Annotated in this window: 24 protein-coding genes and 1 tRNA gene; 11 read left to right on the forward strand and 14 right to left on the reverse strand. The window is 67.1% G+C overall.

Annotation, left to right across the window (positions count from 1 at the left end; translation table 11 throughout):
- Nucleotides 1–516: 516 nt before the first annotated feature.
- A complete protein-coding gene (locus ASF72_RS04035) occupies nucleotides 517–1,998 on the reverse strand; it encodes a catalase (RefSeq protein ID WP_050683653.1) in 1,482 nt (493 codons plus the stop codon).
- Between the two features lie 7 nt (nucleotides 1,999–2,005).
- Complete coding sequence (locus tag ASF72_RS04040; RefSeq protein ID WP_050683652.1) at nucleotides 2,006–2,491, reverse strand: Fur family transcriptional regulator; 486 nt, start codon at nucleotides 2,489–2,491, stop codon at nucleotides 2,006–2,008.
- Nucleotides 2,492–2,592: 101 nt separating this feature from the next.
- On the opposite strand from ASF72_RS04040, the gene ASF72_RS04045 reads away from it, so the two are divergent.
- Entirely contained in the window at nucleotides 2,593–3,864 is a 1,272-nt protein-coding gene (locus tag ASF72_RS04045; protein ID WP_056596868.1) for an MFS transporter, read from the forward strand.
- Nucleotides 3,865–3,883: 19 nt separating this feature from the next.
- Nucleotides 3,884–4,750, forward strand: a complete 867-nt coding sequence (gene htpX / locus ASF72_RS04050) for a zinc metalloprotease HtpX (RefSeq protein ID WP_050683650.1) — start codon at nucleotides 3,884–3,886, stop codon at nucleotides 4,748–4,750.
- Nucleotides 4,751–4,777: 27 nt separating this feature from the next.
- Here the strand turns inward: htpX and efeB are convergent, their stop codons facing one another.
- The 4 genes from efeB to ASF72_RS04070 all read right to left on the reverse strand — a co-directional run bounded on the left by efeB (nucleotide 4,778) and on the right by ASF72_RS04070 (nucleotide 8,837).
- Nucleotides 4,778–6,118: an iron uptake transporter deferrochelatase/peroxidase subunit gene (gene efeB, locus ASF72_RS04055; protein ID WP_082484018.1), complete on the reverse strand. Its 1,341-nt coding sequence runs from the start codon at nucleotides 6,116–6,118 to the stop codon at nucleotides 4,778–4,780.
- A complete protein-coding gene (efeO, locus tag ASF72_RS04060) occupies nucleotides 6,115–7,302 on the reverse strand; it encodes an iron uptake system protein EfeO (protein ID WP_056596870.1) in 1,188 nt (395 codons plus the stop codon). Before efeO ends, efeB begins: the two co-directional genes overlap by 4 nt.
- 31 nt (nucleotides 7,303–7,333) lie before the next feature.
- Complete coding sequence (gene efeU, locus ASF72_RS04065) at nucleotides 7,334–8,197, reverse strand: iron uptake transporter permease EfeU (protein ID WP_056596873.1); 864 nt, start codon at nucleotides 8,195–8,197, stop codon at nucleotides 7,334–7,336.
- Nucleotides 8,198–8,345: 148 nt separating this feature from the next.
- Nucleotides 8,346–8,837, reverse strand: a complete 492-nt coding sequence (locus ASF72_RS04070) for a YajQ family cyclic di-GMP-binding protein (protein WP_050683646.1) — start codon at nucleotides 8,835–8,837, stop codon at nucleotides 8,346–8,348.
- 184 nt (nucleotides 8,838–9,021) lie between these two features.
- Here ASF72_RS04070 and ASF72_RS04075 point away from each other — a divergent pair, with 184 nt between their 5' ends.
- Together ASF72_RS04075 and ASF72_RS04080 are read left to right on the forward strand one after the other, a co-directional pair.
- Nucleotides 9,022–9,267: a hypothetical protein gene (locus ASF72_RS04075; RefSeq protein WP_050683645.1), complete on the forward strand. Its 246-nt coding sequence runs from the start codon at nucleotides 9,022–9,024 to the stop codon at nucleotides 9,265–9,267.
- A gap of 197 nt (nucleotides 9,268–9,464) precedes the next feature.
- Nucleotides 9,465–9,546 (forward strand) — tRNA-Tyr (locus ASF72_RS04080).
- A gap of 169 nt (nucleotides 9,547–9,715) precedes the next feature.
- Here ASF72_RS04080 and ASF72_RS04085 read toward each other — a convergent pair.
- Together ASF72_RS04085 and ASF72_RS04090 are read right to left on the reverse strand one after the other, a co-directional pair.
- On the reverse strand, nucleotides 9,716–10,717 hold the full coding sequence (locus tag ASF72_RS04085; RefSeq protein WP_056596875.1) for a LysM peptidoglycan-binding domain-containing protein: 1,002 nt from the start codon (nucleotides 10,715–10,717) through the stop codon (nucleotides 9,716–9,718).
- 342 nt (nucleotides 10,718–11,059) lie between these two features.
- Nucleotides 11,060–11,794, reverse strand: coding sequence for a potassium channel family protein (locus tag ASF72_RS04090; RefSeq protein ID WP_056596878.1), 735 nt, complete (start codon nucleotides 11,792–11,794; stop codon nucleotides 11,060–11,062).
- Nucleotides 11,795–11,862: 68 nt separating this feature from the next.
- On the opposite strand from ASF72_RS04090, the gene ASF72_RS04095 reads away from it, so the two are divergent.
- On the forward strand, nucleotides 11,863–12,417 hold the full coding sequence (locus ASF72_RS04095) for a thioesterase family protein (protein ID WP_056596880.1): 555 nt from the start codon (nucleotides 11,863–11,865) through the stop codon (nucleotides 12,415–12,417).
- On the opposite strand, the gene ASF72_RS04100 is transcribed toward ASF72_RS04095, so the two are convergent.
- Together ASF72_RS04100 and ASF72_RS04105 are read right to left on the reverse strand one after the other, a co-directional pair.
- A complete protein-coding gene (locus tag ASF72_RS04100) occupies nucleotides 12,414–13,211 on the reverse strand; it encodes an ABC transporter permease subunit (protein WP_056596883.1) in 798 nt (265 codons plus the stop codon). The genes ASF72_RS04095 and ASF72_RS04100 overlap by 4 nt on opposite strands.
- On the reverse strand, nucleotides 13,208–14,140 hold the full coding sequence (locus ASF72_RS04105) for an ABC transporter ATP-binding protein (protein ID WP_056596886.1): 933 nt from the start codon (nucleotides 14,138–14,140) through the stop codon (nucleotides 13,208–13,210). Before ASF72_RS04105 ends, ASF72_RS04100 begins: the two co-directional genes overlap by 4 nt.
- 159 nt (nucleotides 14,141–14,299) lie before the next feature.
- Here ASF72_RS04105 and ASF72_RS04110 point away from each other — a divergent pair, with 159 nt between their 5' ends.
- A complete protein-coding gene (locus tag ASF72_RS04110; protein ID WP_056596887.1) occupies nucleotides 14,300–14,734 on the forward strand; it encodes a thioredoxin family protein in 435 nt (144 codons plus the stop codon).
- A gap of 79 nt (nucleotides 14,735–14,813) precedes the next feature.
- Here ASF72_RS04110 and ASF72_RS04115 read toward each other — a convergent pair whose 3' ends face one another.
- Nucleotides 14,814–15,092 (reverse strand): putative quinol monooxygenase, encoded by a 279-nt coding sequence (locus tag ASF72_RS04115; RefSeq protein ID WP_050685367.1) that lies wholly within the window; start codon nucleotides 15,090–15,092, stop codon nucleotides 14,814–14,816.
- A 112-nt stretch (nucleotides 15,093–15,204) separates the two neighbouring features.
- On the opposite strand from ASF72_RS04115, the gene ASF72_RS04120 reads away from it, so the two are divergent.
- A complete protein-coding gene (locus ASF72_RS04120) occupies nucleotides 15,205–16,881 on the forward strand; it encodes an AMP-binding protein (protein ID WP_056596890.1) in 1,677 nt (558 codons plus the stop codon).
- Between the two features lie 30 nt (nucleotides 16,882–16,911).
- Here ASF72_RS04120 and ASF72_RS04125 read toward each other — a convergent pair whose 3' ends face one another.
- On the reverse strand, nucleotides 16,912–17,895 hold the full coding sequence (locus tag ASF72_RS04125) for a DNA-3-methyladenine glycosylase family protein (RefSeq protein WP_056596891.1): 984 nt from the start codon (nucleotides 17,893–17,895) through the stop codon (nucleotides 16,912–16,914).
- A 128-nt stretch (nucleotides 17,896–18,023) separates the two neighbouring features.
- Complete coding sequence (locus ASF72_RS04130) at nucleotides 18,024–18,806, reverse strand: helix-turn-helix transcriptional regulator (protein ID WP_056596892.1); 783 nt, start codon at nucleotides 18,804–18,806, stop codon at nucleotides 18,024–18,026.
- A 175-nt stretch (nucleotides 18,807–18,981) separates the two neighbouring features.
- On the opposite strand from ASF72_RS04130, the gene ASF72_RS04135 reads away from it, so the two are divergent.
- Complete coding sequence (locus tag ASF72_RS04135) at nucleotides 18,982–19,632, forward strand: hypothetical protein (protein WP_157370890.1); 651 nt, start codon at nucleotides 18,982–18,984, stop codon at nucleotides 19,630–19,632.
- Nucleotides 19,633–19,712: 80 nt separating this feature from the next.
- Here ASF72_RS04135 and ASF72_RS04140 read toward each other — a convergent pair whose 3' ends face one another.
- Nucleotides 19,713–20,354: a CG0192-related protein gene (locus tag ASF72_RS04140; RefSeq protein ID WP_050685354.1), complete on the reverse strand. Its 642-nt coding sequence runs from the start codon at nucleotides 20,352–20,354 to the stop codon at nucleotides 19,713–19,715.
- 112 nt (nucleotides 20,355–20,466) lie between these two features.
- Here ASF72_RS04140 and ASF72_RS04145 point away from each other — a divergent pair, with 112 nt between their 5' ends.
- From ASF72_RS04145 to ASF72_RS04155, 3 genes are read left to right on the forward strand one after another with little or no spacing between them, the layout of a single operon-like run.
- Nucleotides 20,467–20,874 carry a VOC family protein gene (locus tag ASF72_RS04145; protein WP_050685353.1) on the forward strand — a complete coding sequence of 136 codons (408 nt, stop codon included), beginning with the start codon at nucleotides 20,467–20,469 and terminating at the stop codon, nucleotides 20,872–20,874.
- Nucleotides 20,875–20,903: 29 nt separating this feature from the next.
- Entirely contained in the window at nucleotides 20,904–22,289 is a 1,386-nt protein-coding gene (locus tag ASF72_RS04150; protein ID WP_056596894.1) for a cystathionine beta-synthase, read from the forward strand.
- A gap of 22 nt (nucleotides 22,290–22,311) precedes the next feature.
- The gene (locus ASF72_RS04155) at nucleotides 22,312–23,475 is read left to right on the forward strand and encodes a cystathionine gamma-synthase (protein ID WP_056596896.1); all 1,164 of its coding nucleotides are present in this window, start codon (nucleotides 22,312–22,314) and stop codon (nucleotides 23,473–23,475) included.
- The last annotated feature ends 31 nt before the right edge of the window (nucleotides 23,476–23,506 follow it).

Below are 23,506 nucleotides of genomic sequence, written 5' to 3' on the forward strand. Positions count from 1 at the left end.
GGGAACCACCGTGGCAGTCGACATGCTGCTGTTGGGCTCAGTCTCCGTCGTCGCAGCCAAAGCCGGTGCAGGCACAAGAAGTGAGAAAAGCACCACAATGAGTGCTGTGAACGCTATGCGGGCCGGACTGAAAACGCGGTCCAAAGCGATGCCCCTATTTGATGCCAATTTATCCCCTGGAATTGTGTGTACACCATATGCAGTCGCCAAAGTATATGGAGCGCTTCCCCGCAGGAAAACGAAGTTCCCAAACTGTCATGAATGCTTTGTCTTAATGACGTGGGTAGTCACGTCAAAACAAAGTCCGTCATGAATATTCGCCCGCAATATCGAGCGGGAACGGACCAGCCGGAATCAGTCGAGGAATTCCTTTGGGATCTCACCCTCCCGCCAGGCATTAAACGCAGCGAACCCCGTCCCTGAAGGGACGGGGTTCGCTGTGAAGAACCGGATCACTGCCGTGCTGAAGTAAATTCAGCGGGCAGGTGCCGGTCCAACGCACCTGGTGGTGGTGGGTTAGACCTTGTTGGCTGCTTCGGCGTCGGATTCGACCTGGCCGGCGCCGAGGTTGGCGCGGAGTTTGGCGCCGAGTTCGGTGTCGACGTTGGTCCAGTACTGGATGGCGCGTTCCTTGATGCCGGGGTTTTTCACGCCGCTGACTGCTCCGGTGATGGTTTCGAGGAGGCGTGCCTTGGCGCCGTCGTCGTAGACCTCGCGGTAGAGCGCGCCGGCCTGGACGAAGTCGCTGTCCTCGGTGTGGAGGGTGTGCGCGGCGAGGGTCAGTTCGCCGTCGTTCTCCCAGCCACCTGCGGGGGAGGCGGGCTCAACTGCTGCCGGGCCACCCACGGAGTTGGGGGCGTAGACCGGGACGGTCGGGGCGTTGAAGTGGTACCGGCCTGCCCCGTCCTGGCTGTAGTTGTTGACCTGGTTTTTGGGCAGGTTCACCGGGATCTGGGCGTGGTTGGTGCCTACCCGGTAGCGGTGCGCGTCGGCGTAGGAGAAGATGCGGGCCTGGAGCATCTTGTCCGGGGACGCGGCGATGCCGGGCACGAAGTTCGAGGGCGCGAAGGTGGCCTGTTCGATCTGCGCGAAGTAGTTCTCCGGGTTTTTGTTCAGCTCCATGGTGCCGACGTGGATCAGCGGGTAATCGCCGTGCGGCCAGACCTTGGTGAGGTCGAACGGGTTGAACCGGTAGGTTTTGGCGTCCTCGTAGGGCATGACCTGGACGTGCAGTTCCCAGGACGGGAAGTTCCCGGCGCCGATGTTTTCCTGCAGGTCGCGGATGTAGAAGTCCGCGTCGGAACCGGCGAGCTGTTCGGCCTGGTCCCCGGACATGGACTGCACGCCCTGGTTGGACTTGAAGTGGTACTTGACCCAGAACCGTTCGCCTTCGGCGTTGATCCACTGGTAGGTGTGTGAGCCGTAGCCCTGCATTTCGCGCCAGGAGGCGGGCAGGCCGCGGTCGCCCATGAGCCAGGTGACTTGGTGGGCGGACTCGGGGGACAGGGTCCAGAAGTCCCACTGCATGTCCGCGTCACGCAGGTGCGTGCCCGGCAGGCGCTTCTGGGAGTGGATGAAGTCGGGGAACTTGATCCCGTCGCGGATGAAGAAGACCGGGGTGTTGTTGCCCACGAGGTCGTAGTTGCCCTCGGAGGTGTAGAACTTCACGGCGAACCCGCGCGGGTCCCGCCAGGTGTCCGGGGAGCCGCTCTCGCCGGCGACCGAGGAGAACCGGATCAGCATCTCGGTCTCAACACCGGGCTGCAGGAACGCGGCCTTGGTGTACTTGGAGATATCCGAGGTGGTCTTGAACGTACCGAACGCGCCGCCGCCCTTGGCATGCACTACACGCTCCGGCACGCGCTCACGGTTGAACTGGGCCAGCTTCTCGATCAGGTAGTGATCGGTCAGGATGATGGCACCATCGGCACCAACTGACTGGGAATGCGCGTCGGACGTAACCGGTGCACCTGACTGGGTGGTCGAAATGGCAGTCATTGTTCTCCTATTTCTTTATTTCTGGTGAGGGACGTTCAGAAGGAAGTTGTTGGGACTGCTGGCAGTCCTGGCAGATGCCCTGGTACATCACATCGGCGATCTGGATGGTCATCGGCTTGGCGCCGTCGTTCCAGTGCGGGGTGAGGCAGGGGGCATGTCCGACGGCGCAATCGACGTCCTCCACGCGGCCGCAGCTGATGCAGATGGCATGGTGGTGGTTGTCGCCAACGCGGGTTTCGTACAGCGCCGGGGAGTGGGGCGGCTCGAACCGACGGAGCATGTGCAGGTCCGTCAAGTCGCCCAGCACCACATAAACGGACTGTGCCGTCAGTTCAGGCAGCTCGGCACGCGCAGCCGCGAGGATGCTTTCGGCCGGCGAGTGGGGATGGTTCTCCACGGCTGACAGCACCGCAAGGCGCTGTTTGGTCACGCGGCGGCCATGCGCGCGCAGGGACGCTGCCCATGCGTTGTGGCCATCCAGGTGCTCCGTCATGGCTCCATTGAACCACTTATTATGAACATCTCACAATAAGGCTCCACTTACCTTGCACCCCGCCGGGTTGAGGGGGCGGGAAGCCCCATTAGGGTTGCAAGGTGGGGAAAATACTGGCAGACATCACTCCGTTGCGGGAAAGCCCTGCCTTCCGTCGGCTGTGGCTGGGGTCAACCGTGTCCGCTGTCGGCAGCCAGCTCACACTCGTCGCCGTCAGCCTGGAGGTCTACCGGCTGACCCAGGACAGCTTCTACGTCGGCCTGCTGGGGATTTTTGCCCTCGTGCCCCTGGTGGTGGGCGGGCTGCTGGGCGGTTCCATCGCTGACTCCCACGACCGCCGCAGGGTTGCCCTGCTGGCCAGCTCCGTCCTGTGGCTGACCACGGGACTGATCGCCCTGCAGTCCTGGTTCCAGCTGGGCAACGTGTGGGTCCTCTACCTGCTGGTGGCGTTGCAGAGCGGCGCCCAGGCCATCAACCAGCCCGCCCGCAGCGCCATTATTCCCATGCTGATCCGCAAGGAACTCCTCCCCGCCGCCAACGCCCTGAGCATGATGTCGTTCGGCCTGGCCATGACCGCCGGGCCGCTGCTGGCGGGCGTGCTGGTGGCCTGGGTGGGGTTTGGCTGGACGTACACCATCGACTTTGCGTCCTTCGCGTTTGTGGTGTGGGCCGTGTACCGGCTCCCGCCCATGCGCCCCGCCGGTGGCAGTGGGAAAGCGGGCCTCCGGTCCGTCGTTGAGGGCTTCAGGTTCCTGAGCACCCGCCCCAACCTGCGCATGACCTTTGTGATCGACCTGGTTGCCATGATCCTGGCCCAGCCCCGGGCCCTTCTGCCGGCAATCGGCGCCATCATGATCGGCGGCGGCGAATCCACCGTGGGCATCCTGCTGGCGGCCACCGCCGTCGGAGCGTTCCTGGCCGGGCTGTTCTCCGGCCCGCTGGGTGGCGTCCGCAGGCAGGGCAGCGCCGTGGTCTTTTCGATCATGGGCTGGGGCGCCTCCATCGCCGCGTTCGGGCTGGTGGTGCTGCTGGCCGGCCCCTCCCCGGACGGCGGCGTGACATTGTGGCTGGTGCCCGCTGTGCTGTGCTGCATCCTGGCAGGCATCACCGACTCCGTCAGCAGCGTTTTCCGCAACACCATCCTCCAGGCCGCCACCCCGGACCACCTGCGCGGCCGGCTGCAGGGCGTGTTCATCGTGGTGGTGGCGGGCGGACCCAGGGTGGGCGACCTCCTGGCCGGTGGCGGCACTAAGCTTTTGAGTGAGGGCTGGGTCCTGCTGCTGGGCGGCGTGCTGTGCATCGCGGGAGCCTGGCTGGCGTCCGCACTGCAGCCGGGGTTCCGGAAGTACGACTCCCACCACCCGGTCCCGTAGGCCACGAAGGGAAGCGACCATGCACAAACACCATAACGGGATGAAAACGGCGGCTCTTTTTGGTGTGCTCTGGGCCGTACTCCTGGTGCTCGGCGCGCTGATCGGCGCAGGAACCCGCAGCACGGCGCCCATCTGGATCATGGCGCTGGTCGGGGTGGCCACCACCGCCTACGGTTACTGGAACTCGGACAAGATCGCCATCCGCTCCATGCAGGCTTTCCCGGTCACGGAGTCCCAGGCGCCACAACTGCACCAGATTGTCCGGGAGCTGTCCACCCGCGCCAACCAGCCCATGCCGCGCATCTACGTCTCGCCCACCATGAATCCCAATGCCTTCGCCACCGGCCGCAACCCGAAAAACGCCGCCGTGTGCTGCACCGAGGGGATCCTGCAGCTGCTGGATGCCCGCGAGCTCCGCGGTGTGCTGGGCCACGAACTGATGCACGTCTACAACCGGGACATCCTGACCTCCTCCGTGGCAGCTGCCGTGGCCGGTGTAATCACCTCCGTGGGCCAGATGCTGCTGTTTTTCGGCGGCGACCGGCGCAACTCCAACCCGCTGGCCATGATCGCCATGGCCCTGCTGGCCCCGTTTGCGGCCTCCCTGATCCAGATGGCCATCTCCCGGACCAGGGAGTATGACGCCGACGAGGACGGTTCGGAGCTGACGGGAGATCCGCTGGCCCTAGCCTCAGCCCTGCGCAAGATCGAGCAGGGCGTCACCATGGTTCCGCTGCCGCCGGACCAGAACCTGGTCAACGCCTCGCACCTGATGATCGCCAACCCGTTCCGCGGCGGGGCCATGAACAAGCTGTTCGCCACGCATCCGCCCATGCGCGACCGGATTGCCCGGCTGGAACGGATGGCCGGCCGGCCCCTGCAGTAACCCTTCCGGGCGGGTGCAGCCGGGTGGTTAGCTGAACAGGCCGGAGCCCAGGTAGCCGCCCGGCTGGACCCCGCCGGGAACAGCGAACAGGCCCGAGCCGGTGTGCTCCAGGTACTCCACGGCCAGGGTGTCTGTTTTGGCCATGGCCATCTGCATGGGGACGTAGTGGGTGCGGGGGTCGTTGACAAAGGCGATGAAGAACAGCCCGGCGTCCAGGTGGCCCAGCCCGTCGGAACCGTCCGTGTAGTTGTAGCCCCGGCGCAGCATCCTGACCCCGCCGTTTTGTGACGGATGGGCAATGCGCACATGGGCGTCCAAAGGAATCAGCGGCTTGTCCGCACGCCCCGTCAGGGCAAAGTCCGGGTCGGTGAACTCCCCGCCACCGGACAGCGGCGCCCCGGTGCCCTTGGTGCGGCCGATCAGGCCTTCCTGCTCGCCCAGGGACGTCCGGTCCCAGATTTCGATGTGCATCCGGATCCGCCGGGCCACCAGGTAGCTGCCGCCGGCCAGCCACGCATCCTGCGGCCGGGTGGAGTCCGCCCACACGTGCTCGTCCAGCAGCTGGGCGTCCTCGACCTTGAGGTTGTTGGTGCCGTCCTTGAAACCAAACAGGTTCCGGGGCGTTTGCTGGGCCCGCGACGTGGAGGATGTCCGGCCGAAGCCCAGCTGCGACCAGCGGACACGGGCCCTGCCGAACCCGATCCGGGCCAGGTTGCGGATGGCATGGACCGCCACCTGGGGGTCGTCCGCGCAGGCCTGGACCACCAGGTCACCGCCGCTGCGGGCCGGGTCCAGGTCGTCGCCGGGGAAATGGGGCAGGTCGATCAGGGCCTCCGGCCGCCGGCCGTCCAGGCCAAAGCGGGCCACGCCGTCCTTTTCGAAGAGGCTGGCGCCGAACCCGAAGGTCAGGGTCAGCCGGCCCGCGTTGAGGTCCAGCGCCTCGCCGGTGTCCTCGGGCGGGGCGCCGTAGGGTCCGTCGACGGCGCCGGTGGCGCCGGCCGGCAGGCCCTTGGTGAGGGCCTCAGCCGCTTCGGTCCAGTCCTTCAGCAGCGCGATGAGGTCTTCGCGCTTGGTGGTGGTCACGTCGAAGGCCGCCATGTGCAGCCGGTCCTGGGCCGCGGTGGTGATGCCGGCCTGGTGATCGCCGTGGAACGGCACCACTGAATCGTCCGCGGGCGCGGGGGTGGTGTCAGCGGCCATGGCTGCCACGGTGTCGTGCCCGAAGAAGCCGGCGGCCAAACCTGCTGCTGCGCCGCCCACGCCTGCCAGGCTCAGGAGGTTCCGCCGGCTCAGGCGCGAGGCGGGCAGTTCAGCAGGGGCTGAGTCAGGCTCGGCGGGCGGGTGCCCGCCCATGGGGCAGCCGCTCACAGGACCACGGCCGCGGTGAGTTTGGACAGCGGCTCGCCCAGGGCATCCACCAGCCCGGCGAGGCGCTGGATCTGGTCTTCGCTGAGCTGGTCGTAGTAGGTGAAGCCGTCGCCCTGGGCGTGCGTGGCCAGCTCGGCCTGGAGCGCGGCGAACTGTTCGTCGAGGCTTCCGGCGAGGGCAGCGTCCTTTTGGAGCAACGCGGGCTTGAGGTTCTCGAAGGCGATCCGGGCGCCGTCCACGTTGGCCTGGAAGTCCCAGAGGTCGGTGTGGGACCAGATTTCCTCTTCGCCGGTGACCTTGCCGGTGGCCACCTCGTCCAGCAGTTCCTTGGCGCCGTTGCCCAGTTTGTCGGCAGTGAACTCCAGGGTCCGGGTGCGTTCCAGCAGGTCCTTGGTGTCAGCCACCATGCGGTCGGCGATGGTGGTCCGCTCGGCGGCGGTCAAGGCGGTGTACTCCGCCGGCGGGTACAGGTCCTTCTCCGCGCGGTGCCAGCCGGTCCACTCCTGGCCGGGCTCAAGGTCCGCCTCGCGGGCGTCCAGCTGTGGGTCCAGGTCGCCGAAGGATTCTGCGACGGGTTCGATGCGTTCCCAGTGCAGCCGCGTGGCGGCGTACAGCGAGCGGGCCTTGTCCGCGTCCCCGGCGGCGAAGGCAGCCGCGAATTCCTCCGTGCCGGCCAGGAGCTGCTCGGTCTGGTCCTTGACGTACGCGGAGTACTGCGCCGTGGCGGTGTCCAGGAGCTGCTGGAAGTCCGCATCCGCTGTGGGTTCGTTGCCGGACTGAGTCACTTCCAGGCCTGCCCGGATCCCGTCGCCCTGCATGCCCGGCTTGCAGGCGGTGGTGTAGGACCCTGCCGGTGCGGTGACCACCAGGTTGCGGGTCAGGCCCGGACCGATGTTTTCCACTTCGCCCAGGATGCGGAGCCCGTCGGACGCCAGCAGGTAGAACTCGGTGACCTGGTCGCCGTCGTTCTTTACGGCGAAGTTCAGGTTTCCGCTGGGCACGCTGCCAACCGAGACCCTGCACTCTGTGCTGGAGCTGACCACCTGGATCACGCCGGAGGCGTCGTCCGCGGCTTTGGTGTTATCGGTGCAGCCGGCCAGCAGCAGCGGGACGGTTACGGCTGCGGCCAGCAGGCCCAGGGGAGTGGAGCGGCGTGCGGATTTAGGCAGGGGGAAGCCGGACATGGTGTTCCTGTTCGTGAAAGGGCAGGGGGGTTCAGAAAGCCGTGGTGGCTGGGGTGGGGATGGTGCGGGGCGCCGCGGGCGCCGCGGGCGCTGCCGGTCTGCGGTTGACCTTCAGGTAGAGGACCAGCACCGGCACCACGTAGAGCAGCCAGGCGGCAGCTTCCAGCCAGGTGGTGGCAGGGGAAAAGTTCAGGGTGCCCTTCAGGAGGGTGCCGTACCAGGACGACGGCGGGATGGCGCCGCTGACGTCGAAAGCCAGCGAGTTCAGCCCCGGCAGGATCCCGGCCTCCTGGAGGTCGTGGATGCCGTAGGCCAGGACTCCGCCGGCGATAACGACCAGGGTGGCGCCGGTCCAGGTGAAGAACCTGGCGAGATTGACTTTGAGGACCCCGCGGTGGAGGAGGTAGCCCAGGACCGCTGCGGTGGCCAGGCCCAGCAGCGCGCCAACAAGGGGCTGCGTGGTTTGGCCGGTGGCCTGTGCTGCGGCCCAGAGGAACAGCGCGGTTTCGAGGCCTTCCCGGCCCACTGCCACCGCGGCCACAACCACCAAACCCCAGCCTGCACCCCCGCTGAATTTGTCGACTTTGGACTTCAGGTCGGTGCCCAGGGTGCGGGCAGTGCGCGCCATCCAGAAAATCATCCAGGTCACCAGGCCGACGGCGACAATCGACAAGGAACCGCCGATCGCCTCCTGCGCCTCAAAGGTCAGCCCGCGCGGGCCAAACGTCAGGAGGGCGCCAAACCCGATGGAGACGGCCACTGCCGCGGCGACGCCGGCCCAGAGGCGGGGGATGAGGTGCCGGCGGTCAGTTTTGACCAGGTACGCCATCAGGAGGACCACCACCAGGGTGGCTTCGAGGCCCTCGCGCAGGCCGATCAGATAGTTGGCTGTCATGGATTTCTTTCGCTTAGGGCGCTGTATGTTAGGCAGGCCTAAGGAAGAGGGTACCGCGGGCAGGCAATTACGCAAACCAAATATGCGCTAATGCGTGCAGGTTACGCCATGACGGCCCGGGGGTCCCGGGGCCGTCATGGGCGCAGAATCAGCTGCGGAAGTTCACAAACTGCAGGTCGGCCTCGTCGAAGTCCTTCAGCAACGCCATAACGGCCTGGAGGTCGTCGCGGGATTTGGAGGAAACGCGGAGCTCGTCGCCCTGGATCTGGGACTTGACGCCCTTGGGGCCTTCGTCGCGGATCTTTTTGTTGATTTTTTTGGCCAGGTCCTGCTCGATGCCTTCCTTGATGGAGGCTTCCAGACGGAATTCCTTTCCGGAGGGGAAAGGCTCTCCGGTGTCCAGGGACTTCAGTGAGATGCCGCGGCGGATGAGCTTGGACTGCAGGACATCCAGGACTGCCAGGACGCGTTCCTCGGAGTTGGCCTTCATCAGGATCTTCTCACCGCTGAAATCCACCTCCGCGCCGACGCCCTTGAAGTCGTAGCGCTGCACCAGTTCCTTCTGCGCCTGGTTCAGCGCGTTGGCCACTTCCTGCTTGTCCACTTTGCTTACGACGTCGAACGTTGACTCGCCTGCCATGACTCTCCTTTTGATGGTTATCACCCTGCGCACAGGGCACGGAACTCTGCCAGCAAGCCTAGTACGGATGGTCCTGCCGAGGGGGGTGGGCTTTTCACAGTTCCCTCACAGCGGACGCAGGGCGGGAACGAAGCCGGCGCGGACAGAGTTGGACTCATTGGGAAGTTTGCTCGAAGGGAACACCATGCACCGCAAGGCCGTCGCCTATGTCACCCGCACCACTTCGGCTGCCGTAGGCGCAGCCGCAACCTCAGTGGCTGCCGCCGCTATCGCCGCGTCCGTCATTTTCACCCCGGTAGCGGATGCCTCCGCCCGCATGAGCGGTGTGAGCGATGACCTGCTGCGGGCCGTCCAGTTGAACCAGATCACCGAGGAACAGGCCGTCAAGTTCGAGGCCCGGCTCGCCGGCCGGATCCTGGGCGGAGCCTGACCCGCCCCGCCCTGGGTCGCCGGGCGGTGGATCGCTTGCCGTTTTTCCCGCCGTTCCGCGGGTTTTCTGCCCGCGCCGCGCCCGATTCGATTCTTCGGCGGAAGTTCTGTAAAGTTGTCTTGCCCGCGGTTACTGGGAGCGGAACGGTTCACACCGGTCCACAAGCTGCAGTCGGGGGTGATCTTCTTTTGAAGTTCGGCAGATTACCCGAGCGGCCAAAGGGGGCTGACTGTAAATCAGCTGGCAACGCCTACGGGGGTTCGAATCCCTCATCTGCCACATTTTGAAGAAAAACACCCTGGTCTTCGGACCGGGGTGTTTTTCTTTGCCCTGATTACCATGGGCTTTTTCCTGCAGATATGGCCAAGGACCGGACGGGACAGGTCCTGGCCTTGTCCGCAGATCCCACCCAGGCCGGGTCCGGATCCGCGGACAAGCTGGGGATGCTTCAGTTCAGCGCAATCAGCAGCATCTGGCTGGTTCCCGGGATGCAGGTCTGCAGGATGGCCCGGGGGAAGCCGCCGAAGACGTTGACCACATCGTTGGTGGTGCCTGGATTCGGTACCTGCCCGCGCCCGGTCACCGTGTACGTGCCGTAGCCGGGAATGCTCACGGTTTCTCCTACGCCGATGCCGGAGAACCGGCCCCAGCCGCCGCAGAAGTCATGTTCGGTGATGAACAGCGAGTAGCCGTCATTCGGGGTGAAGTGGATGGGGCCGATGCAGGCATCCACCATTGACTGCCCGCCGGCGCCGGCCACGTAGATGGTCCGCACAGCGGGAGTGGGTGCCGGAGCCGGGGCCGGGGCGGCCGCGGGTGCAGGGGCGGAAGCGGCGGCGGTGAATTGCGCCGCTGGGGGAGCGCCCGGGGCCTGGATAATCACCGGAGCCTCCGGGACCGGCAAGGCGGGGCCGGTGAGGAGCAGTGTCTGGCCTGGAACGATGAGGCTGTAGGCGGCAAGGCCGTTGGCCGCGAGCATGGCATTCATGTCCACGCCGTGGCCGGCGGCAATCGCACCGACCGTGTCGCCGGGCCGGACGGTGTACAGGTTGGGGTCGCCCGCAGGAGCGGGTGCCGCCTCCGCTGGTGCCGGTTCCGCAGCCACTGGTTCAACCGGCGCAGCTTCAACCGGTGTGACCGGCGTGGGAACGTCGACTGCGGGTCCCGCCGGGTCCCCCGGACCCGGGCCGGTGTCGTTCGTCCCGGTACCGGCCGCCGCATCAGCGGCCGGCACGTCGGAAACGGGAGCCGCCGCCGTCGTGCGTTCCGGGAACCACGTGGGGGCGTTGAGGGCCCCAACGCCCACCACCGCCACCACGGCGGCGGTGGCGACGCCGGCCCATAATTTCCGGTGACCGGCAGGTTTACGGGAAATCAGGTCGGTCCGGGGTTCGTCGGTGACGAAGCTCCGGCTTTCGGCGTCGGGGACGGCGGGGTTTGGCTGGTTCATGTGGTGTGTCCATCCGGGTCCAGTCCTGCACGGCACCGCGGACGCGGGGCAGCCAAAACGGAGAATCATGTGATGCGCCGCCGGGCGCCGGCGCACGCCGGATACCAGATGGTGCGGGATGGAGCATCCGCAACCCAGAAAAATACGGAGGCCCTGCAGGGAGGCGGGGCCGCGTTGAGCCAACCCGGGGGACCCGCCAGCGCGTCAATCGGTCCTAGGAATCCCGAGTCTAGGAACCGGGCGCGGGGGCCAGCACCAGTAGGAATTACCCGACTTTCGGCGGGGACTACTGGTGTTGGCTACTCAGGCGGCGGCGTTCCACTACCTGACCTGCGGACTTTGCTACGGCGTGGGGTCATCCCGCAGGCCGGCAATTTCGCGGCGGAGCAGGGCGATCTGGGCCGTCAGGTCGGCAACCTCGGCCCGCAGCGGCTCCTCAACGGCGTTGGCGGCGGTTTCCGCGGTGTCCTCCACACGCTGCACCAGCCAGGACGCGATCGATGCGGTGACCACGCCCAGCACGGCGATGCCGCTCATCATCAGCGCGGCGGCCACCATCCTGCCGATGGGGGTGACCGGGTACAGGTCGCCGTAGCCCACCGTGGTGATGGTGGTGATGGCCCACCACAGCGCGTCGCCAAACGTCACGATCTTGGCGTCCGGCGCGGACTGCTCAACGTCCAGCACGGCGAGCGAGCCCACAAAAACCAGCAGGGCGGCGGAGCCTGCCACATACGTGACCACCCGGCCGCGGAGGGTTTCACCCACGGTCCGGTGCAGGACGGACAACAGCGTCACCAGGCGGAGCAGGCGCAGGGGGCGGAAGAACGGCAGCGCCACAATGATCAGCTCGTGCAGGTTGCGGAAGAACCAGCGGCGGCGGTCCGGCGCGAGCCGGAGGTTGGCGGCGTAGTCCAGGGCGAAGACGACCCAGGTGGCCCACATAAGGGCCTCGAGCCAGGCGGCGCCACTGCCTTCGACGCGCCCGATCACCTGCCATGCGTACGCTGCCAGGAACACCAGGGCCGTCGCCATCAGCGGCCACTCCGCCAGGTCCCGGTAGCGTTGTTGCGTCATGCAGGAATCCTACGCGGCGCTGCGCGCAACAACGGGCACGCGATGTTACCGGCGGGTAGCATTGTGGCATGCACCTGCTTCTGAGGACCCTGCTCCTGCTGCTCCGTTCCACCCGACGGCCGCCGCTCACCGTGTGGGACGCCGCCTCGCTGAACCTCCGGGTCCTGCCCACGGACATCGACATTGCGCTGCACGTCAACAACGGCATGTACCTGTCGCTGATGGACCTGGGCCGGTTCGACCTGATGGTCCGCAGCCGGGTGTGGAAGCGGATGCGCCGCCGCGGCTGGGGCCCGGTGGTGGCAAGCGAAACCATCACCTTCCGCCGCTCCCTGCAGCTGTGGCAGCGGTACAGCATCGAAACCCGCATCATCGGACTGGACGCCAAGGCCATTTACTTTGAACAGCGGATGGTGGCCGACGGCGAAATTTACGCCAGTGCCTACATCGCCACCCGGCTGGTCACCAGGGGCGGCCCCGTCAGCCAGGAAGAGATCCTGAAGGAATTCGGCGAACCTCCCGTAGACCTGGTCCTCCCCGAATGGATTCCCGCATGGCGGGCCGCCAGCGCACTGCCAGGGGCCCGCACCCCGGCCCCGCACGCCTGGGCAGGCCGGGACTAAGCGCCCACGTCGCGGCGGTCCAGCGCGACGGCGGCCAGCGCCACCAGGGCAGCGGAAAGCCCCCACAGCAGGCCGGCAGCACCCCAGTCCGCGCCGTTGGTGACCGGCGAGTTCCCGTAGGCCCAGTGGTACGGGCTCAGGGTCAGCAGCCACTCCACGTCCGGTGACTGACGGCCCACGGCATTAAAGACATAGCCCAGCACCCCCACGGCGGCACCTGCGGCCAGGCCGTAGGTCCGGCGCCCCGACACGGCGCCCGCGCACAGGGCTGCCGTCCCGCTCAGCAACGCCAGCCCGGCGAACAGGACCGCCGCCCCGGCCACGTTGCCGGCGTCGATCCCCAGCTGCGCCGGCCCGTTCAGTCCCAGCACCAGCAGCAGGACCAGGACGGTCAGCAGCACCACGCGCAGCAGCAGCGCCAGGGCCCGTTCCAGGACCACCTGGATCCGCCGGACGCCGTGGGCCAGGGTGAGTTCCAGCTGGCCGGACTCCTCATCCCCGCCCACGGCCGCAGCGCCCCAGCCCACCGACGCGATGGTCATCAGGAGGAAACCGAGCAGGCCGAACAAGGTGGCCTGCGTATACCCGGGACCGGTGGCAATCTGGTCGTAGTTGAGGGCCTTTGTCATTTCGGCGGGAAGCGCGTTGATCATGTCCTGCATCTGGGCGCTGCCGCCGATGGAGGGGTACAGCGGCAGGTACAGCAGGGCTGCCCCCGTCAGGCCCGCCGCCCAGGCCAGGGTGGAACGCCATGAATCGAAGAAGGCGCGGCGGAACAGGGGGAGCGTTGTCACCGGGGCTCCTCCTGTCCGCCTTCGTAGAGTCTCAGCACGGCTTCCTCCAGGTCCGGTTCCCCGATCACCAGGTCCGTCAGCGGAAGCTGCCCCAGCGTCCGGACCAGCGGCTGGATGGCCCCCTCCAGGACGGCGGCGAGCGTCACCCCGCCGTCCGACTCCAGCACCTGCACCTGCCCGACGCCGGGCACTCCCGCCAGCAGCGCCACGGCGTCGTCCGCTGTAAGGCCCGACGCCTTGCTGGCGGTGAGCCGGATCCGTCGGATTGCCCCCGCCTGGAGGCCGCCCACGGGTTCCACCGCGATGATGCGCCCGTCCCGCAGGATGCCCACGGTGTCCACCGTCTGCTGGATTTCGCTGAGCACATGGGAGCTGAGGAAGATGGTCTGGCCGCGGTGGCGGGCCTCCCGGACCATGCCGTGGAACTCCTGCTGCACCAGCGGGTCCAGGCCGCTGGTGGGCTCGTCGAGGATCAGCAGCTCCGGCTGGTGCATAAAAGCCTGCACCAGGCCGAGCTTCTGCTTGTTGCCCTTGGAGAGCTTGCGGGTGTGTCGGTCAAGGTCAAGGCCCAGGCGTTCCGCGAGCGCATCGATCCGGCCCGGCGGGACCGGCCCGCTGATGGCCTGGTAATGCGCCAGCAGTTTCCGGCCCGTGACCCGGCCCTCCAGGAACAGTTCACCGGGCAGGTAGCCGATGCGGCGCCGGAGCCCCGGACCGCCCGTCCTCGGGTCCACCCCCAGTACCCGGACCTGGCCGCTGCTGGGCCGGATGATATCGAGCAGGCAGCGCATGGTGGTGGTTTTGCCCGCGCCGTTGGGCCCGATCACGCCGAAAACTGACCCGGCAGCCACCGAGAAGTCCACACCGTGCAGGACCTCCCGGCGGCCGAAACTCTTGGTCAGGGACTGCGCCGAAACTGCCACGGACATGGGCCCTCCTGGGTGCGCTCAACTGCGCTGCTGACCCCAAGGGTAGGCGCCGGAAGTGCTTGTGTATACGGTGGTGGGCACGTTATTCCCGATCACGCGGGGAGCGAACAACAGGGGGCCCGCCGCGACGCGCACGCCCATCGCGCGTACCGTAGTTCCATGGCTACCCTTGACATCACCGGAGAACAGTTCGCATCCACCATTGAGGCCAACGACATTGTCCTGGTCGATTTCTGGGCCGAATGGTGCGGCCCGTGCAAGCAGTTCGGCCCCACGTACTCGTCCGTCTCGGAGAAGCACCCGGATGTCCTCTTCACCAAGGTGGACACCGAGGCTGAGCAGCAGCTCGCCGCCGAGGCCGGCATCTCCTCCATCCCCACCCTGATGGCGTTCCGCGAAAAGGTGCTGGTCTTCTCCCAGCCCGGTGCCCTGAACGCCCAGCAGCTGGAACAGGTGGTGGACGCGGTGAAGGCCCTGGACATGGACGAGGTGCACGCCCACGTGGCGCGCTCGCAGGCCGAGGCCGAGGCCGGCAACCAGGCCGGCACCACCCAGTCGGGCCCCCAGGACGGATCGCAGATCCCGGGCGCCTAAGCCGCCAGCATTGACAAAGCCTCCCCCTCCACCGGAATCCGGTGGGTGGGGGAGGCTTTTTTTGCTGACTGTGGGCTGGCTAGATGCGTTCCACCTTGGCGGGTTCGGCCAGCAATGCGCTGAGGGACTCATTGAGGTCCTGGACCGCAATGCCCTTGGAGTGCTTCGCCAGGTCCTCCTCGGAAGCCCACTGCTCTGTCAGGACCAGCTTCTCCTCCGTGGCTTCGGTGAGTTCGTACCGGATGCAGCCCGGTTCGGTCACCACCTCGTCAATGGCGATTTCCAGGGCCAGCTTCACGCGGAAGAACTCGCCCTCGTTGGGGATGAACGTTGCCTGCAGGTCGATCGGTGCACTCATGCTGCCCACATTACCGGCCGCGGCAGCTGGCCGTGTTCTGTTGCGCCGCGTAGCGCCTTGCGAAACGGGCCGGATGCTTTCAAAGCCGCAGGCCTGTTGGTAGCGTGCCATCATGCGCGCTTATACAGCCGGGGACACTGACGTTCCGCTGCTTGAGGAAACCATCGGCCAGCAGTTCGAGGGCGTGGTGGCCAGGTTCCCCTATCACGACGCGCTGATTGAGGCCGCGCCGGTGCCGGGCTCGGACGCCCGCCGCTGGAGCTACGCCAAAATGAATGACGACGTCGACCGGCTGGCGCGTGCGCTCCTCGCCCTGGGCATCGCCAGAGGGGACCGGGTGGGGATCTGGAGCCCCAACTGTGCCGAGTGGACGCTGCTGCAGTATGCCACCGCCAAAGCCGGGGCCATCCTGGTGAACGTCAACCCCGCGTACCGCAGCCACGAACTGGAGTTTGTGGTCCGGCAGAATGGGATGCGGCTGTTGGTGACCGCACCCTCGGACCGGACCAGCGACTTTGTGGCCATGGCCCGGCGGGCGCTGGCCGGCTGCCCGGACCTTGAGCAGCTGGTTTTCCTGCCCGCCCCCGGCGGCGACGGACCTGATTCGGTGGCCCCGCTCAGCGACGCGGAACTGACCTACGCCGAACTGCTCAAGCGCGCGGACGCCGTCGGGCATTCCGCCTTGAAAGCCAGAATGGCGGAGCTGGACCCGCACGATCCCATCAACCTGCAGTACACCTCAGGTACCACGGGCTTCCCCAAAGGGGCCACGCTCACGCACCACAACATCCTCAACAACGGCTACGCCATCGGGGAGTTGCTGGGCTACACCGAGCACGACAGGGTGGTGATCCCGGTGCCGTTCTACCACTGCTTCGGCATGGTGATAGGCAACTTGAACGCGCTCAGCCACGGTGCTGCCACGATCATTCCCGGCCGCGGATTCTCACCGGCGGCGGCGCTCGAGGCAGTGCAGGACTTCGGCGGGACGTCCCTGTACGGGGTCCCCACCATGTTCATCGCCGAACTGGCCCTGCCCGACTTCGCCTCCTACGACCTGTCCACCCTGCGCACCGGGGTCATGGCAGGGTCAGTGTGCCCCATCGAGGTGATGAACCGGGTGATCACCGACATGAACATGGTGGACGTGGCCATTTGCTACGGCATGACTGAAACGTCGCCGGTGTCCACCATGACGCGGCACGGCGACACGCTGCAGCACCGCACGGAAACCGTGGGCCGGACCATGCCGCACCTGGAGAACCGCATCACCGACCCCGTCACCGGGGAAGACCTGGACCGCGGCGGGATCGGCGAGCTGTGCACGCGGGGCTACTCCGTGATGTCCGGGTACTGGGGCCTGCCCGGGGAAACCGCCGAAGCCATCGACGCCGACGGCTGGATGCACACCGGCGACCTGGCCCGGATGGATGCCGAGGGGTACGTAGCCATCGAGGGCCGGATCAAGGACATGGTGATCCGGGGCGGCGAGAACGTGTATCCCCGCGAAATCGAGGATTTCCTTTTCACCCATCCCTCGGTGCAGGACGTCCAGGTGATCGGCGTCCCGGACCCGCGCTACGGCGAAGAGCTGATGGCGTGCATCATCCTCAAGCCCGGCGCCGCGCCCCTCGACGAAGCCGGGGTGGCCGAGTTTTGCCGCGGCCACCTGGCCCACTACAAGATCCCTCGGTACGTCGATGTCCGGGACAGTTTCCCCATGACAGTCTCCGGGAAGGTCCGCAAGGTCCAGATGCGGGAGGAAGCGGCCTCCCGGCTGGGCCTGTAGCTACGCCAGGTTCCGGCTGTTGGACAGGTGTCAGTGCCCCCGGTGGTCCTGGATGGTCATCCGCGGACCGAACGTGGGCTTCCTGTAACCGGTACTCTTGATCATCCGGACCACCCGTTGCCGGTGCCCCCGCCACGGTTCGAGCAGCCGGATCATGCCGTCGTCGTCCGTCCGGCGGCCGGTGAGGGCCGCACCCACGTAGGCGGCCAGGTGATAGTCGCCCACCGCGATGGAGTCAGGGCAGCCGTGTGTCCGCTGCACCACTTCCGCGGCGGTCCACACCCCGATCCCGGGGATGGTCTGCATCTTCAGGCCGGCCTCCGCTGCGGGCAGCGCGGCGAGGCGCTCCAGCGCGGCGGCGGACCGCAGCGCCCGCATCACGGTGGCGGACCGCTGCGGGCCCACTCCCGCCCGGTGCCATTCCCAGCTGGGGACCTGCAGCCACTGCGCGGCGGTGGGTGCCACGGTCAGTCCCGGGGGCGTGGCTGCGCCGGCCTGCGGGGCGGGTGAGCCGAAGCGGTGCATCAGGTAGCGGTAGGCGCGCCGGGCCTCAATGACAGTGACTTTCTGCTCCAGGATGATGGGCACCAGTTGGTCCACCATCCGCCCGCTGGCAGGCAGCCGGAGGGACAGGTTGCGGCGCCGCGCCTCCCGGACCATGTCCGGCAGCGTCGCGGAAAAGCCGGGCTCGTCAAAACCGGACCAGTCGTCGTCCACGCCCAGCAGCCGCGGAACCGTGGCCAGGGCAGCTGCCGCCCCCGGACCCCACGCCTGGACGTCCACCAGGGGTTCCGTCGCGGTGCCACCGGCCGGGCTGAACCGGAGCGTCGCAGGGCCTTCCGTGGTGGTGAAGGCGTTCCAGATGTCGTTGCCCTGGCTGCTGAAGGAGGGGTCGCTGGCACCCCTGAGCAGCGGTCCGAGCGTCCGGGCAAGGCTGTACGGGCCGCCCGGATACCAGCGCAGGGCTGCGTCCGCCGCGGCGGCGAGCCGGGGGGAAGCCTCTGCGATGGTCATGCCTTCCATGGTCCCACGCCCCGCCGACACCGCCCTGCGCCCCCTCCCAACTAGGTCGCAGTTGTTGTCGTTTTGAGGGCTCATAACGACAACAACTGCGACCTAGTTGGGCCGGGAGGGGCGGCGGGTCAGTGCTTCTGCGGGTCCTGCGGCACTGGGGGTTGGATGGCCGCCGGCGGCATGAGCCGCGTGCGGGGCCGCAAGGCACCCCGGAGGAGGGCCGTCGTGATGAGGCTGGCCCGGTTGCGGACGTTCCAGGTGCGCATCGCGCGGCCCAGATGCCACTTGACCGCGTGCGGGCTGTACGCGGTGGCCTGGGCGATTTCCTCGTTCGAGCGGCCCTGCGCAGCCAGCAGCACCATGTCGAGGTCGGCGTCGTCCAGATGTCCCGGCACCGCGACGAGGTCCGGGACGTGCACTTCAGTGTCCGCACCGGCAGGAACGCCGGCTGCCGGCTCCGACGATCCTGCGGTGGACGCGGCGGTGGACGCGGCGGTGGACGCGGCGGTGGACGGTGCGCTGGACCAGGCGTGGGCCCAGCAGGCGCCCAGTTCGGTGGCCACGACTGACGCCCGCCCCAGGATCGACGCGAGCTCGGCGCTGGTGAGCCGCGAATGATGCGGTTGCAGGAACGCGGCAAACACGCGCAGGGCAGGAATTCCGCCATGAAGGACCGTGTGCAAGGGCACCCGGCCGGCCAGGATGCCCTCCGCTGAGGTCCGCACGGCCGCCACGCTGCGTGGGGCGAGCGGTTCCCCGGTGTCCAGGCAGTGGAGGACGTCGGGCAGAATCACGGGGACGATCTCCCGGTACCGTTCCGCCAGCCACTGCCCGCTGGGGGAGTGCTCAAAATTCTGCGGGTGCAGGAGCGAGGATTCCAGTTCGCTGCAGTGTTCGACCAGAAAGCCCATCGCCGCGTTCCCTGCCTTCTGTTAGTCCGTCCCCCGGCACGAGTCTAGGTCGGGGCGGGGATGTTAGCCATCCGGCTAACCCTTCCCCGCATCCGTTGCCGGACCAACCCCGGCGGGGAAGAGTGGTGGCAGTGCCAGAGGGTACGCAGGAATGACTAATGGGGAGTTGAAGAGCATGTCCAATCGTATGAAGAAGATCGGCTCACGAACCGGCATCGTCACCGCAGCGGCGCTGCTGGGCGTTGGTTTCCTTGGACCAGTGTCGCCGGCCCAGGCCGAGGACCGGCCGCCCACCATCGAGGAGCTCCAGGGCGACTGCGACGGAACTGCCTACCTCCCGGACGGCCACACCACGGGCAACACCATGGCCCTGGACGCCTGCACCTTCGAAGAGGAAAGCAGCAACACCTTCCTTGACTGGAAAGCGGTGGGCGAGACCGTCACCAACTGCACCTCGGACCGCGGAGTGATTGACCAGGCTCTCACAGGCAGCGAATCGTGGTCATCAGGCGGTTCGATCGGCGGCACCGCCAGCGCGGTCAAGAGCTTCTTCACCGGCGGGCTGTCCGGCGAATACAACTGGAGCCATACCGTCACCGAATCAAACGCCTCCACCATCCACATCGAGCCGGGCCGCAAGGCCACGCTGACCGCTGGTGCCGAGATCCACGAGAAGAAGGGCCGGATCCGGGTCAACTACTCATCCCAGCTGGCCGGGCACTACATCTGGTACATCAACGACGTCACCATCAGCACCCCCACCGGTTACACCGAAAGGGGCCAGGACAACAAGGACTGCAGCGAAACCCTGCTCAACGGCCGCTGAGCGTACAAAAAGCCCCTGCCGGCGGACCAGGACGGTCCGCCGGCAGGGGCTTTTGTACGGGGCCTGGCCGGTGCAAAACGTCAGCTGTGGCCGGTAAGTGACGCGGTGGCCAGCAACGCGGCAGCGGGACCGCCGGCCCAGGCGCCGGTGAGGGCTGCGCCGAGATGCGTGCCGTCGTCGTCCGCCAGGGACCGGACCACGGCGATGCTGAGGCCACCCGAGCGGATGGTGGTCACCCCGCCAACGGTATGCGCGGTGACGGACTGGACGGCCGGGACGGCTGTCCCCGGGGTTCCGGTGCTGGTGAGCGTGATGGTGGCCGGCAGCGGGATCCGTTCTTCGCCGCGGTGCTCCACCTGGTTGGCCTGCGGGTCCCCGGCCAGCACGGCGCCGGCAAGGGCTGCCGCATAGAGGGGATCCCCGGTGGCGTCGTACACCCAGCGCGTACCCAGCACCGAGTGCAGAGTGGTGCCCAGCAGGAAATCTTCCGCACCTGCCAGCGGTTCGTTCCGGTACGCCAGCGGCACCTGGTACGTGTGCGCACCGGAGCGGATCAGCAGCGTCTCCATCCCCACCTGCCCGGCAGGATCGTCAAAGCGGAAGGATGCCACCCGCTCCAGTGCCAGCGGCTCCGTGCCGGTGAACCAGTCCTGCTGCGGCAGCCACGCCGCCATCATGTCCAGCTTGGACGGGGTAATGGTCGCTTCGTAAATGATTGACATGGGCCAAGCCTAAAGGCGCCGCCTGCCCCTTATCCTGGCGCCGTGCCGGGACTAGACTCCTTGCTGTGGCGCGGAACCGCCGCGCTGGACACACGGAGGGCCAGGTCAGGCGATGGGCGCAGTGGTGCATTTCGAAATTCCGGCGGACGACGGCGAGCGCGCCAGGGCGTTCTACGAGCAGACGCTCGGCTGGAGGATCGATCCGGTTCCCGGGATGGACTACAGCGCAATGGTCACCACGCCCATGGACGAAAAAACGGGCCAGCCCACCGTCCCCGGTGCCATCAACGGCGGCATGATGACCCGGGCCCAGGACCTCCAGCACCCCGTCATCACCGTGGACGTCCCGGACATCGACGCCACCCTCCACAGCGTGGAAGCCGCGGGCGGCTCCGTGGTGCGGGTCAAGGAAACCATCCCCGGAATGGGTAGCTTCGCGTACTTCCGCGACACGGAGGGTAACGTCATGGGCCTCTGGGAGAACCTGCCGGCGGAAGAGTCAGGGCCCGCGGACGGATAGGGCCGTCACAAAGCGGTAGTTTGGTGGTTATGAAGTATGCCCAGTCCATCCTGGACCTCATCGGCAACACGCCGCTTATCAAACTCAACCACGTCACGGGTGACACCAAGGCCACCGTCCTGGTCAAACTCGAGTACCTGAACCCCGGCGGCTCCATCAAGGACCGCATCGCCGCCCAGATGATCGAGGACGCCGAGCGGGACGGCAAACTCCAGCCGGGGGCCACCATCGTGGAACCCACGTCCGGCAACACCGGGGTGGGACTGGCGCTGGTAGCCCAGCAAAAGGGCTACAAGTGCGTTTTTGTAGTCCCGGACAAGGTGGGCGAGGACAAGCGCGCCGTGCTGCGCGCCTACGGGGCCGAGGTGGTGGTCACGCCCACCGCCGTGCCGCCCGACAGCCCGCAAAGCTACTACGGCGTCTCGGACCGGATCGTGCGCGAGACCCCCGGCGCCTACAAGCCGGACCAGTTCTCCAACCCCGCAGCCCCGGAGAGCCACTACCGCACCACCGGGCCCGAAATCTGGAACGATACGGACGGCCGCGTCACCCACTGCGTGATCGGCGCCGGCACCGGCGGTACCATCACGGGCACCGGCCGGTACCTCAAGGAAGTCTCGGCGGACCGGGCAGCGGCCGACGGCGGCCGGGTCAGGATAATCGGCGCGGACCCGGAAGGTTCGGTCTACTCGGGCGGTACCGGACGGCCGTATTTCGTCGAAGGCGTGGGGGAGGACATGTGGCCCGGAAACTATGACAAGTCCATCCCGGACCAGGTGATCGCCGTCAGCGATGCCGACTCGTTCGACATGACCCGCCGGCTGGCCCGGGAGGAAGGCCTGCTGGTGGGCGGCTCCTCGGGCATGGCTGTGGTGGCCGCGCTGAAAGCCGCGAAGGACCTGCCCGAGTCTGCCGTCGTCGTCGTGATCCTGCCCGACTCCGGCCGCGGCTACCTGGCGAAAATCTTCAACGACCAGTGGATGCGCTCCTACGGCTTCCTCTCCGGCGGCGAGGAAACCTCCGTGGGCGAGGTCATCAAAACCAAAAACGGCGAACTGCCTGACCTGGTGCACATCCATCCCAACGAATCCGTCCGCGATGTCATCAACATCATGAACGAGTTCGGCGTCAGCCACATCCCCGTCCTGTCGCAGGAACCGCCGGTGGTGATGGGCGAGGTCCTCGGTGCCGTGGACGAACGGACCCTTACCGCCAAGCTGTTCCGCGGCGAGGCGAAGCTCGCGGACAAGATCTCCCAGCACATGGGCCCCAAACTGCCGGTGATCGGGTCCCTGGAAACCATCTCCGCGGCCAGGGAGATGCTCTCCGACGTGGATACGGTCATGGTCACGTTTGTGGGCGCGCCGGTGGGCATCCTCACCCGGCACGACCTCCTGGCCTATCTCAGCAACTGACCTGCACCCGAAAAGGAGCAACATGTCCCTCCCGGAAAACCAAGGCTTCAACACCCGCGCCGTGCACGCCGGCCAGGCTTTCGAGCCGCGCACCGGCGCCGTGGTCCCGCCCCTGCACTTCAGCTCGACCTATGCGCAGGACGGCATCGGCGGCCTCCGCGCCGGCTACGAATACGGCCGCGGCGGCAACCCCACCCGCGACGCCCTCCAGGAACAGCTCGCTGCCCTGGAACGCGGCACGCACGCGTACAGCTTCAGCTCAGGGCTCGCCGCTGAGGACTCCCTGATCCGTGCCCTCACCCGCCCCGGCGACCATATTGTGCTCGGAAACGACGCCTACGGGGGCACCTACCGGCTCATCAGCCGGGTCCTGGGCGACTGGGGAATCGGAAACACCCCGGTGGACATGGCCAACCTGGACGCCGTCCGGCAGGCCGTCGAAGCCAACAACACCCGGCTCCTCTGGGTGGAGACGCCGTCGAACCCCATGATGAAGATCACGGACATCGCCGCGCTCGCAGAGATCGCCCACGGCGCGGGGATCCTGCTGGTGGTGGACAACACGTTCGCGTCCCCCTACCTGCAGACCCCGCTGGACCTGGGGGCTGACGTGGTGGTCCACTCCACCACCAAGTACATCGGCGGCCACTCGGACGTGGTGGGCGGTGCGCTGGTGGTGAAGGATGCGGAGCTGGCGGAAAAGATCGGTTTTGTGCAGTTTGCCGTGGGCGCGGTGTCCGGACCCATGGATGCCTTCCTCACCACGCGCGGGCTCAAAACCCTGGGCGTCAGGATGGACCGGCACAGCGACAACGGCCAGGCCGTGGCCGAGTGGCTGTTGGGCCGGCCCGAGGTGGAGGCGGTCCTGTACCCGGGCCTGCCGGACCACCCAGGGCACGAGCTGGCCCGGAAACAGATGCGGAAGTTCGGCGGCATGGTCTCGGTGCAGTTCAAGGGCGGCGAGGCGGCGGCGCGGAAAGTGGCCGAGTCCACGTCCGTCTTCACCCTCGCCGAGTCCCTGGGTGGCATCGAGTCGCTGATGAACTACCCGTCCGAAATGACGCACGCCTCCGTGAAGGGGACCGAACTTGCCGTCCCGGTCAACCTCCTGCGGCTTTCCTGCGGCATCGAGGACGCCGAGGACCTGATCGCGGACCTGGAACGGGCCTTCGCCACCCTGCGCTGACAACGGGGCCCGCCCGGACCGGCTTGTGATC

Origin of the sequence: Arthrobacter sp. Leaf141, assembly GCF_001424565.1 — a bacterium.
Classification (GTDB): domain Bacteria; phylum Actinomycetota; class Actinomycetes; order Actinomycetales; family Micrococcaceae; genus Arthrobacter.

Coding starts and splice junctions, on each gene's coding strand:
- ASF72_RS04035 (WP_050683653.1), bottom strand. CDS start 1,998: ATGACTGCCATTTCGACCACCCAGTCAGGTGCACCGGTTACGTCCGAC.
- ASF72_RS04040 (WP_050683652.1), bottom strand. CDS start 2,491: ATGACGGAGCACCTGGATGGCCACAACGCATGGGCAGCGTCCCTGCGC.
- htpX (WP_050683650.1), top strand. CDS start 3,884: ATGCACAAACACCATAACGGGATGAAAACGGCGGCTCTTTTTGGTGTG.
- efeO (WP_056596870.1), bottom strand. CDS start 7,302: ATGTCCGGCTTCCCCCTGCCTAAATCCGCACGCCGCTCCACTCCCCTG.
- efeU (WP_056596873.1), bottom strand. CDS start 8,197: ATGACAGCCAACTATCTGATCGGCCTGCGCGAGGGCCTCGAAGCCACC.
- ASF72_RS04070 (WP_050683646.1), bottom strand. CDS start 8,837: ATGGCAGGCGAGTCAACGTTCGACGTCGTAAGCAAAGTGGACAAGCAG.
- ASF72_RS04075 (WP_050683645.1), top strand. CDS start 9,022: ATGCACCGCAAGGCCGTCGCCTATGTCACCCGCACCACTTCGGCTGCC.
- ASF72_RS04085 (WP_056596875.1), bottom strand. CDS start 10,717: ATGAACCAGCCAAACCCCGCCGTCCCCGACGCCGAAAGCCGGAGCTTC.
- ASF72_RS04090 (WP_056596878.1), bottom strand. CDS start 11,794: ATGACGCAACAACGCTACCGGGACCTGGCGGAGTGGCCGCTGATGGCG.
- ASF72_RS04095 (WP_056596880.1), top strand. CDS start 11,863: ATGCACCTGCTTCTGAGGACCCTGCTCCTGCTGCTCCGTTCCACCCGA.
- ASF72_RS04105 (WP_056596886.1), bottom strand. CDS start 14,140: ATGTCCGTGGCAGTTTCGGCGCAGTCCCTGACCAAGAGTTTCGGCCGC.
- ASF72_RS04110 (WP_056596887.1), top strand. CDS start 14,300: ATGGCTACCCTTGACATCACCGGAGAACAGTTCGCATCCACCATTGAG.
- ASF72_RS04115 (WP_050685367.1), bottom strand. CDS start 15,092: ATGAGTGCACCGATCGACCTGCAGGCAACGTTCATCCCCAACGAGGGC.
- ASF72_RS04120 (WP_056596890.1), top strand. CDS start 15,205: ATGCGCGCTTATACAGCCGGGGACACTGACGTTCCGCTGCTTGAGGAA.
- ASF72_RS04125 (WP_056596891.1), bottom strand. CDS start 17,895: ATGACCATCGCAGAGGCTTCCCCCCGGCTCGCCGCCGCGGCGGACGCA.
- ASF72_RS04130 (WP_056596892.1), bottom strand. CDS start 18,806: ATGGGCTTTCTGGTCGAACACTGCAGCGAACTGGAATCCTCGCTCCTG.
- ASF72_RS04135 (WP_157370890.1), top strand. CDS start 18,982: ATGTCCAATCGTATGAAGAAGATCGGCTCACGAACCGGCATCGTCACC.
- ASF72_RS04140 (WP_050685354.1), bottom strand. CDS start 20,354: ATGTCAATCATTTACGAAGCGACCATTACCCCGTCCAAGCTGGACATG.
- ASF72_RS04145 (WP_050685353.1), top strand. CDS start 20,467: ATGGGCGCAGTGGTGCATTTCGAAATTCCGGCGGACGACGGCGAGCGC.
- ASF72_RS04150 (WP_056596894.1), top strand. CDS start 20,904: ATGAAGTATGCCCAGTCCATCCTGGACCTCATCGGCAACACGCCGCTT.
- ASF72_RS04155 (WP_056596896.1), top strand. CDS start 22,312: ATGTCCCTCCCGGAAAACCAAGGCTTCAACACCCGCGCCGTGCACGCC.